We start from the raw sequence: 9,809 nt of genomic DNA, 5'->3' as shown, positions 1-9,809 counted from the left end.
GCCAGATCCTTCCTGGCGTGCGTGAACACGGGCAAATGCCCGTTGAAGTAGACCACTTTGTCTCCTTCCGTTCGACACGCCAGATCGCGGTTGAGCTCCACAGACCCGGCAGGAAACATCGGTCATTAAACTTGCGGCATTCACCTATTCACCGCCACCACCCCCATCCTTGAAAGTCGAAAATGTCCCTCTTGGTCTCAATTCCATTCCACTCCACCCAATCTTTCCCCGCATGAGGTCAGGATGTCTGAGCTTACAAGTTGAAGCTTGGGACGCAGGAAACGGAATGCCGCGTGGATCAGATCACCGAGGTGATTGATGCCTCCACACTGGCTTCGGTCCTCAAACCCGGGCCGCAAGCCCGGGTCGGGCGCTACGAGGTAGCCGAAGTTGTGTTGCGGACAAAGCGGCCGGTCGCGTTCGACCTTTATCAAAACCTTCCCGCGACGGGGCGCTTCGTCCTGGTCGATGGCTTCGAAGTGAGCGGAGGCGGCATTGTCTTGGACGACCATTATCCCCATCGGACGGCGGATTCACAGCACAAGAGCCAAAACATATTCTGGAGCCAGGGAAAGGTGACGCATGTCCAGCGGGAGAAGCAGAATGGGCATGGGGCCTACGTCGTGTGGCTGACGGGTTTGCCCGCCTCCGGGAAATCGACGCTGGCCACGGAGCTTGAGCGAAGCCTTTTCCATCTGGGCCGGCATTGTTACATTCTGGATGGCGACAACGTCCGTCATGGACTTTGCAAGGATTTGGGTTTTGCCCCTGAGGACCGTCGTGAGAACATTCGCCGGGTCGGGGAGGTGGCGAAGTTGTTCATGCAAGCGGGTTTTATCATCATTACCGCGTTTGTCTCGCCTTATCGCAGCGACCGGGATTTGGTGAGGAAGCTGCTTCCCGCTGGACGTTTTGTCGAAGTGCATGTGGCGACCCCGGTGGAAGTGTGCGAGCAGCGTGACATCAAGGGGCTCTATGCGAAGGCGAGGGCCAACGAGGTGAAGGAGTTTACGGGAGTTTCCGCGCCTTACGAGGCTCCCGAGAAGCCTGAAGTTCTCGTGCATTCGCAAGAGCAGACTCCGGCCGAAAGCGCACGGCAGGTCATCGAGTATCTCGCGGAACTTGATGCCAAGCTCCGTTCGGGCGAGCACGCGGCGCTTTGATCGCCGATTCCCATGCCCAGACTGCTCATCGGTGCCGATCTGTGTCCCATCGAATCGAACCTTCCCCTCTTTCGAGCGGGCGATGCCCGCGGGCTTTTCAACGACTTGTTGGAGGAGTTTGAGGCGGCCGACTTGGTGGTGGCCAATTTGGAGTGCCCCCTGATCGAGCGTCCTTCGCCGATCCTCAAGACCGGGCCGGTGTTTGGCGCCGAGGTCTCGGCGATCAACGGCATCAAGGCTGGAGGCGTGGATCTTCTGTGCCTGGCGAACAATCACATCAAAGATCATGGTGCGGCCGGAATCCGAAGCACGTTGAAGGCGTGCCGAGCCCAGCAATTGGAAACGGTGGGTGTGGGCGAGAATTTGGAGGAAGCTTCCAAGATTTGGGTGAGGGAAATCGACGGGATGCGCGTCGGGTTCATCGCGTTGGCCGAGCATGAGTATTCGATCGCGAGGGAAGATGAGCCCGGGGCCAACCCGCTGGACTTGATCCAGTTCGTGCGAAGCATGGCGGCGGTTCGCGGGCAGATCGATTATCTCGTCGTGTTGTTCCATGGCGGTGATGAATTCGTTGTTCCGAGTCCGCGCGTGCAGGAAACCTGCCGGTTCCTGATCGAGATGGGTGCATCTTGTGTGGTGGTGCAGCATCCTCATGTTTTGGGAGGCATCGAGCACCATCGGGGCGGCCACATTGTCTATGGCCAAGGCGCGCTGGTGATGGATGAAGCGCTCTACCGCGACCGGGCCAGCTTTCATGAGGGCATTTTGGTGCGCTTGCAAGTTGAAGCGCCGGGTCAAGCAAGCCTCGATTATGTGCCCTTCCGCCAATCGGACCCGCGCCCGGGCGCCCGTCGGCTCAGGGGGGATGACGAGCAGGCTTTGCGAAAGTGCCTGGAGGCGAGATCGCAGCGCATCCTGGATCCAGTCTTTGTCAAACACGAGTGGAGGGAATTTGCCTTGGGCAAGCGCCATTCCTATTTCAGCTCACTCCTGGGCCACAATGGACCGCTGATGAAGTTGAACCGATCCGGAATGCTGGAGCGGCTGTTGTACGGCAAACGCCTTGCCAAAGGGGTGCGCAACGCGGTCTGCTGCGAGACGCATCGGGAAGCCCTGGAGACGATTTTTGACGACTTGCTCCGCTCGCTTCCGGAAGCTTGAATCTCAGCCTCACCCAGGGATTGAATCGGGAGATGAAATCATCACCGCTGGGTAAGATGTCCTCCGATCCGAGCATTTGCTGCATCGGTGCGGGCTATGTGGGCGGTCCCACGATGGCCGTCATCGCGCGGCAGTGTCCCGGCTGCCAGGTGACGGTGACGGATGTGAACGGGGATCGGATTGCGGCTTGGAATTCGGACGAACTGCCCGTCTATGAGCCGGGTCTGGCCGAGGTCGTGAGCGCCGCGAGAGGGCGCAATCTTCACTTCACGACCGACATCGACGCCGCGATCCGAGGCGCGGACATCATTTTTATTTCGGTGAACACCCCGACGAAACAATACGGGGTGGGGGCGGGAAAACAGGCGGATCTCAAGTTCGTCGAATTGAGTGCCCGCCGGATTGCGGAGGCCGCTGACCGGGACAAGATCGTCGTCGAAAAATCGACCCTGCCGGTGAAAACCGCCGAGGCCATCGGGCGGGTGCTGGCGGCCAATACGCGGGGCCATCGTTTTCAGGTGTTATCGAATCCGGAATTTTTGGCGGAGGGAACGGCGGTGCGGGATCTGCTCGATCCCGATCGAGTGTTGATTGGCGGCGAGCGCACCCCGGAGGGAGAACGCGCGGTCGCGAGGTTGGCCGATGTCTATGCCCAATGGGTGCCCCGCGAGCGCATCCTGACCACGAGCGTCTGGTCCTCCGAGCTTTCGAAACTGGCGGCGAATGCGATTTTGGCGCAGCGGATTTCGTCCATCAATTCGATCTCCGCGATCTGCGAGGCCACCGGGGCGGATATCGAAGAAGTGGCGCGGGCCGTGGGGATGGACAGCCGCATTGGATCGAAGTTTTTGAAGGCGTCGGTGGGATTTGGCGGATCCTGTTTTCAAAAGGACATCCTGAATCTGGTCTATCTCTGCGAAACGTTCGGGCTTCGCGAAGTGGCCGAATACTGGGAGGGCGTGGTGGAAATGAACCGGATGCAGCGTCGCCGATTCGCCGCCCGGGTCATGCGGTCCCTGTTCAACACCGCGGCGGGAAAGCGGATCGCCGTGCTGGGTTTCGCGTTCAAAAAGGACACGAATGATACGCGGGAGTCGGCGGCGATCTATGTCTGCAATGATTTGCTCGCGGAGGAGGCGCAACTGGCGTTGTATGATCCCCGGGTGACGGCGGAGGCGATCGCGAACACTCTCAACGCGGGAGCGGGTTCGTTTGAGGTTTGTGCCAGTCCTTATGCGGCCGCGGAGGGGGCTCACGCAGTCTTGGTTTTGACGGAGTGGGATGAATTCCGAGGGCTGGATTTCGAACGGATTTACCGATCGATGAAGAAGCCGGCCAGCCTGTTTGACGGCCGGAACATTTTGGATTTGCGGGCGCTCAAGCGCCTGGGTTTTGAAGTGCATGGGATTGGCAGGACCATTGAGACTTCCTGATCGATCAGCGCGGGGTTCCCTCCTGATGAGGGGGCTGTTTGTGCTGTGGGGTGTGGCCCTCCTGGTTTCCGGGCGGGCACAGACCCTTCCGCCGCAATTGGCCGCGCCGCCTGACTCGGTGAACACGAATCTGCCCGGCTTCAAGGTGCGGGTGGCTCAGGGCAACCTGAGGTTTCCGCTGGTCAATCTGGCGGCGGTGGAAACTTTCCTTCGCGGAGACGCGATCGATCCGACGACCGGGAATCCCGTGGCCGACCTGTCGGTTCCCGGTTCGGGCAAAGGCGGGATTCACGAGGTGCCAGGGATCATCAATTGGCACGAAGCGTTGCCGCAAACCTCCGGAGCAAGCGGCGGGCTGTTCACCTCCACTTCCAATCCGTCGAGGCCGGATGGTCCGGTGCCCGGCATTGCCGGCGATGTTCGGACCCGAGATTATTATGCGGCGGAGATCACGGGTTTCTTGGAACTGCCCGCGGGTATGGTTCGTTTGGGGGTCAACAGTGATGATGGCTTTCGATTGACCTTTGGCAAAGGGTTGAACCCCTTTGAGCGTTTTCAATTGGTGACCGCGGCCCAGTTTGACAACAACCGCGTCTTCGGCAGCACGGAAGCGAATCTGACCGTGACCGAAGCGGGGTTTTATCCGTTCCGGCTCGTTTGGTGGGAAAATGTGGGGCCCAACTCGGGCCTGGAGTTCTATGCTTATGCACCGGGCCAGACCTCCGGCCAGCGGATTCTGATCAACGACACGAATCAACCGGGTGCCCTCCGTGCCTATCGGGACACACGGGTGCCATTGGCGGGGCCGACCGTCAGGTTGATCGAGCCGGTTCCCGGTTCATCCGGGGCATCCCCAGCGCCGTTGATCCGCGTCGAGTTCATCGAAACCGAACTCAAGATCGATTTGGCGAAGGCGGGACTGGCGGTGGACGGTGAGCCGTTGCTGACCGAAGTGTCGCGAACCAACAACCGGGTGCAAATCAGCGCGCACGCTTCCCAATTCGCTCCGAATTCCTCCCATACGGCGACGCTGGTTTTTGCGGATGCCGCGGGCTCATGGACCACCAATGATTGGACCTTTACGGTGGGCCGTTTCATCGAAGTCCCCCGGCACTACGCGGTTACGGATGTCGACCTTTCCAAGCCAGGATTCAGGATTCGAACTTACCAGATGCCCCATGAAAGGGGTCCGTTGACGACCGGGGCGGATGGCAATGCGCTTTGGCAGGTGCAACGGGCCTTGATTGGAGGCTATTTGGATCCGGCAACGAAAAGAGCCTACACCAACCTCGCGGTCGTGGCAGGAGTGGACGCCGAAGGATTTGTGGACTGGCCCGGCATCATCAATTTTGGGCAGCCAGCAGGCCGTCCGGCGGATTTTGGGAATTTCACCGGGCAAGGATTATTGCAAGCCCCGGACGAGCGCCTCCCCGGCACCACCAGCACGCGCCACGATCATTTTGTCGTCGAGATGAGGACCTTTCTCAGGTTGTCGGCGGGCAATCACCGGTTTGGAGTGAACAGCGACGAGGGTTTTGTCCTTTCGGTGGGCCAGGCGGCGGGGTAGTTTCAGGGACTGGTGCTTGGATCGGTCAACGGGGGGCGGCGGGCTTCCGACACGATCTTCGATTTTTTCGTTGAAGCGGAAGGCTACTATCCCTTTCGGCTGCTGTGGTGGGAAGGAACCGGAGATTCGAGCTGTGAATGGTTTAGCGTGGATCCTGGCAGCGGTCTCAAGACTTTGATCAACGATCCGACTTCACCCTATCAAGCGCTTCGTACGGCCCGTTCCGTTCGCCCGCACTTGACTCGATTGACGCCGGCCCCGGGATCCGTCCTGGTTTCTCCGTTGGAGGAAGTCTCGGCGGAGATCAGCCATGGTACCATGGAGTTTGAGCCGCGGAGCGTGACGTTGGGATTGAATGGCGTCGGCGTCGCCATTGGACAGGCTGCCGAAGGGGCGGCGCGCACCCTCGTCAAACGCGATGGAGGCTTTGAAAACCTGCTTCCGGGAGGCACCAACATCGCGGTGCTGGTTTACTCCTACGCCCAGGACGCAGTGACGCGCGAGGTGACGAACACTTGGAGTTTTGTGGTGGGAGGGACGGCGGGACTTCGCGAGGGCGGAAGCGGAGCGACGCCTGCGGGCGGTCCCGGTTCGCTCCCGATTCCCTGCGTGGTGCTTCCTCCGGGCCAAAAAGCGCCCGTCGGCGCGGTGGATCTCAACCGGCGCGGGTTCAAGATCACCAAGATGCATCAATTGGACCGTTCCATGGACGGCGCTCACACCAACGGTGGACGTTATGCCGGCTGGGGTGGGAGTGCGAATAGAATGCCGCGGCCCGAGATGCAGTTGTTCGATGGCTATCTCAATCGGACCAATCAGCTTCCTTATCCGAACTTGATCAACTTGTCTGGATTCAACGCCGACCGAAGCTTCGATGTGAACGGGGTGTTTGATTTATCCATCCGCGGTGCGAGCGCGGGGGTTTACAATCCCTCCGCCCCGATGCCCGGTGTTCCCGGGCGGGGCACCTCGCCGGCAGGGGAAGGCGCCGGCGTAGACAATTTGGTGCTGGAAGCCACAGCCTATTTGGATTTGAAGCCGGGTGCTTATCTGTTTTCGGTGAATTGCGACGGAGGATTTGTCCTGTCCAGCGCTCCCAATCCTTTGGACACTTTGGGGACATTAGTTGGGTACTACGACGAGTCCGGGTCCGCCACCGCGGCACCCAGCCGTTGGATGTCAGTTTTGGTTCAGGAAGAGGGGTTGTATCCGTTCCGCCTGCTCTACTGGAAGGGATCCGGCGCCGGCAGTGTGGAATGGTTCGCCGTGGAAACAGGTTCCAGCCAGCGCTTCCTTGTCAACGACCCCGCCTCCAGCCTGGCCATCAAAGCCTACCGTGAGTACATCCGACCTCCGCGACCCTGGGTTCGATACTCGGTGTATCCCATGAGAGCACAATGGGAGCCGATTCATCAGCAGAGCGAGGCGGGTCCGATTCGCGTGGCATTGGGAGCAGGGCAGCTTCCCGAATGGGGGAACGCGCTTTCGCTCGGGCCGAGGCCGTTTCCGGATGGGGTGGGCGCGATTTTGGCTGATCTTGGCAATGCCCCCGTGCGATTGATTTTGAACGGAGAGGACGTCCCGGTGCGGACGACGAGGCTGAGGACTGATACGCTGGTCACCTACACTCCGGATCCCCCGTTACCGCCGGGATCCACCAATCGGGCTGGATTGGTTTATGCCGGGGTGACGAGTTCTTGGACTTTTGTGGCCCAGAATTATGTTCAAATTCCCGAGGGATTAGCGCGAACGGGAGAGGTTCCTGATCCTTCGGCCAGGGGGTTTCGAGTGCGTGTGAAGAAGATTGCGGATGGCACCACCGGGGTGACGAACACCCTTCAACGAGCCGAGGACCATTTGCGGGGAGCGTTGTCCTTCCCTGATCGAGCCGCTCCCGGTCCGGAGCCGGACGGTTCCTATCGGCTCACTGGGATCATCAATTGGAACCAGGAAATGGCGGGAGGAAGCGGCGTGGAAGCGGGATGGTTCACGGCCTTCAACGGCTATCCTGATTCCCCCATTCCCGGGGTCGGATCACCGGCTTCAGGAGAACCGGTTGGGGCCAACAATTTTATTTCGGCCGAGGTTGTTGGATTCTTGGACTTGCCGGCGGGTCTGGTGCGGATGGGGGTTCAGAGTGACGAGGGATTTCGGCTGACGGTGGCGACGGAGTTCAGCGCCACCGCGCTGGTTGTCGCCGGGGTGTTGACGAACAAGTTGGCTTCGGAGGTCCCGTTTTCGTCCCATGTTCCCGTTGCCGGGTTGTATCCGATGAGGCTGGTTTGGTTTGAAGGCACCGGTGATGCGGGGCTTGAATGGTACAGTTTCGGACCCAATCAGGAACGGATTCCAGTCAACGCAGGGAATCACCCGAATGCCATCCGATCCTATTTTTCAACCCTCAGTGCGGGACCTCCTTCCCTCTCGTCGGAAGGAAGTGCAGGTGGATGGGTGTTGAGGTTTCAAGGCAGACTGCAACAAACCCGAAATGCAGGAGAAGGGCCGTGGCAGGATGTGGCCGGAGCGGCGAGTCCCTATCCTCTCAGCGTGGACGAAGGTCAAATGTTTTACAGGGCTGTGCGCCCCTAGGAGCAATATTTTATGAAAGGAATTATTCTAGCAGGCGGAGCCGGTTCCCGGTTGTATCCCTTGACCCTCGTGGCGAGCAAGCAACTGCAGCCGGTTTACGACAAGCCCATGGTTTACTATCCGCTGACGACCTTGATCGAGAGCGGGGTACGCGAATTCTGCCTCATTTCAACACCCCGCGACTTGCCGCGATTTCGAGAGTTGCTCGGGGACGGCAAGAGCTGGGGGCTGTCGATCGAATACCGGGAGCAGGCGAAGCCGGAGGGGATCGCCCAGGCGTTCTTGATTGCCGAGAGCTTCATTGGCGGGGATCCGGTGGCGCTCATTCTGGGAGACAATATTTTTTACGGGGGCGATGTCTTCCAGCGCGCTTTCGGGGAATTCAAAGAGGGCGCGACGATTTTCGGCTATCGCGTGCATGATCCCGAGCGCTACGGCGTGGTGGAGTTCGACGCACACGGAAAAGCCTTGTCCATTGAAGAGAAGCCCAAGCAACCCAAGAGTCATTACGCAGTGCCCGGGTTGTATCTCTACGACAACAATGTGGTTCGCATCACGAAGTCCATGCGGCCCTCGGCGCGGGGAGAGTTGGAGATTACGGATGTGAACATGGCCTATCTCCGCGAGGGGAAGCTGCGGGTGGGATTGCTGAACCGGGGGTTTGCGTGGTTGGACGCCGGCACGAGCACGAGCTTGCACGAGGCTTCCGCCTATGTGCAGACGATCGAAAAACGCGTGGGCATCAAGATCGGCTGTCCCGAAGAAGCCGCATTGAGAAAGGGCTTCTTAACGGCCGCGCAGTTCTCGACCCTTCTGGAGAATGTTCCGAAATGCGAGTATCGCGACTATCTGCTTGCCGTTGTGGAGGAAGTGAAACGCGGGAAATTTGCCTGAGAATCAGCTGGAAATCTTTTGGAGAGGAGAAGCTCGATCATGATCATATTGCTGGGTAATACGGGTTACATCGGCGCAGCCTTCGAACGGGAACTGCAAAGGCGGGGCTGGCCCTATGAAGCTTTTTCGCGGCGGCAGGCGGACTATACGCGCTGGGACTCGTTGATGGCCTTGCTCGATTCCAGGAAGCCTGCCTTCATCGTGAACGCGGCGGGCTACACTGGAAAACCCAACGTGGATGCCTGCGAAACCGAACGGGCCGATACGCTTCAAGGCAACACGCTCTTCCCGGCTCTCTTGGCGCACGCGTGCGCCAGCCGGAATATTCCTTGGGGACATGTGTCGTCGGGGTGCATCTATGCCGGAGCCAAAGTGCGGGACCAGGGCAGTTGGCGAGTGGAGAAGAATATCAATACCAAGGCGTTGCGGGAGTTGTTCGACCGGGATCCGGTCGATTTCGCCGGCTTCACGGAGGAGGACGTCCCGAATTTTTCGTTTCGCCAGCCGCCCTGCAGTTTTTATAGCGGCACGAAAGCCCTTGGCGAGGAGTCGATCCGGGGCGTGGGTCAGAATTACATTTGGCGTTTGCGCATTCCGTTCGACCATTGGGATGGTTCGCGCAATTACCTGTCCAAAATCATCCGTTACTCGAAGGTGTACGACAACATCAACTCGGTCTCGCATCGGGGCGATTTCGTGAAGGCGTGCCTGGATCTTTGGGAACGCCGAGCCCCATTTGGCATCTATAACGTGACCAATCCGGGAGCCGTTTCGACAAGGCAGGTGGTCGAGCAATGGTGCCGGTCGCTGGCCCCTGATCGAAAGTTTGAGTATTGGAACGACGACGCGGAGTTCTATCAAGTTGCCGCCAAAGCACCGCGCTCGAACTGCATCATGGACGCGACGAAGCTCGCGCGGGCGGGAGTCGTCATGCGGCCTGTGGAGGCTGCGTTGGACGAGGCCATTGCGCTCTGGCGTCCCGAGACCGTGGCGGCTTGAAAG

At 59.5% G+C, this 9,809-nt stretch carries 7 protein-coding genes; all 7 read left to right on the top strand.

The window, feature by feature from the left end:
- Positions 1-500 precede the first annotated feature (500 nt).
- Genes cysC through FJ404_13040 form a run of 7 tightly spaced genes read left to right on the top strand, consistent with a single transcriptional unit; the run spans position 501 to position 9,806 of the window.
- Positions 501-1,163: an adenylyl-sulfate kinase gene (gene cysC / locus FJ404_13070; GenBank protein MBM3823794.1), complete on the top strand. Its 663-nt coding sequence runs from the start codon at positions 501-503 to the stop codon at positions 1,161-1,163.
- A 12-nt stretch (positions 1,164-1,175) separates the two neighbouring features.
- A complete protein-coding gene (locus tag FJ404_13065; GenBank protein ID MBM3823793.1) occupies positions 1,176-2,324 on the top strand; it encodes a CapA family protein in 1,149 nt (382 codons plus the stop codon).
- A 56-nt stretch (positions 2,325-2,380) separates the two neighbouring features.
- Positions 2,381-3,757, top strand: coding sequence for a nucleotide sugar dehydrogenase (locus tag FJ404_13060; protein ID MBM3823792.1), 1,377 nt, complete (start codon positions 2,381-2,383; stop codon positions 3,755-3,757).
- A 25-nt stretch (positions 3,758-3,782) separates the two neighbouring features.
- On the top strand, positions 3,783-5,324 hold the full coding sequence (locus tag FJ404_13055) for a hypothetical protein (GenBank protein MBM3823791.1): 1,542 nt from the start codon (positions 3,783-3,785) through the stop codon (positions 5,322-5,324).
- A 12-nt stretch (positions 5,325-5,336) separates the two neighbouring features.
- A complete protein-coding gene (locus FJ404_13050; protein ID MBM3823790.1) occupies positions 5,337-7,913 on the top strand; it encodes a hypothetical protein in 2,577 nt (858 codons plus the stop codon).
- A 12-nt stretch (positions 7,914-7,925) separates the two neighbouring features.
- Positions 7,926-8,807 (top strand): glucose-1-phosphate thymidylyltransferase RfbA, encoded by an 882-nt coding sequence (gene rfbA / locus FJ404_13045; GenBank protein MBM3823789.1) that lies wholly within the window; start codon positions 7,926-7,928, stop codon positions 8,805-8,807.
- A 39-nt stretch (positions 8,808-8,846) separates the two neighbouring features.
- Complete coding sequence (locus FJ404_13040; protein MBM3823788.1) at positions 8,847-9,806, top strand: sugar nucleotide-binding protein; 960 nt, start codon at positions 8,847-8,849, stop codon at positions 9,804-9,806.
- Positions 9,807-9,809 lie beyond the last annotated feature (3 nt).

Source organism: Verrucomicrobiota bacterium, assembly GCA_016871495.1.
Lineage (GTDB): Bacteria > Verrucomicrobiota > Verrucomicrobiia > Limisphaerales > VHDF01 > VHDF01.
This window is presented reverse-complemented; position numbering and strand designations above follow the sequence as displayed.

Excerpts from the sequence above, each read along its gene's own strand:
- FJ404_13065 (MBM3823793.1), top strand. The coding sequence starts at position 1,176 with ATGCCCAGACTGCTCATCGGTGCCGATCTGTGTCCCATCGAATCGAAC.
- FJ404_13060 (MBM3823792.1), top strand. The coding sequence starts at position 2,381 with ATGTCCTCCGATCCGAGCATTTGCTGCATCGGTGCGGGCTATGTGGGC.
- FJ404_13055 (MBM3823791.1), top strand. The coding sequence starts at position 3,783 with ATGAGGGGGCTGTTTGTGCTGTGGGGTGTGGCCCTCCTGGTTTCCGGG.
- rfbA (MBM3823789.1), top strand. The coding sequence starts at position 7,926 with ATGAAAGGAATTATTCTAGCAGGCGGAGCCGGTTCCCGGTTGTATCCC.
- FJ404_13040 (MBM3823788.1), top strand. The coding sequence starts at position 8,847 with ATGATCATATTGCTGGGTAATACGGGTTACATCGGCGCAGCCTTCGAA.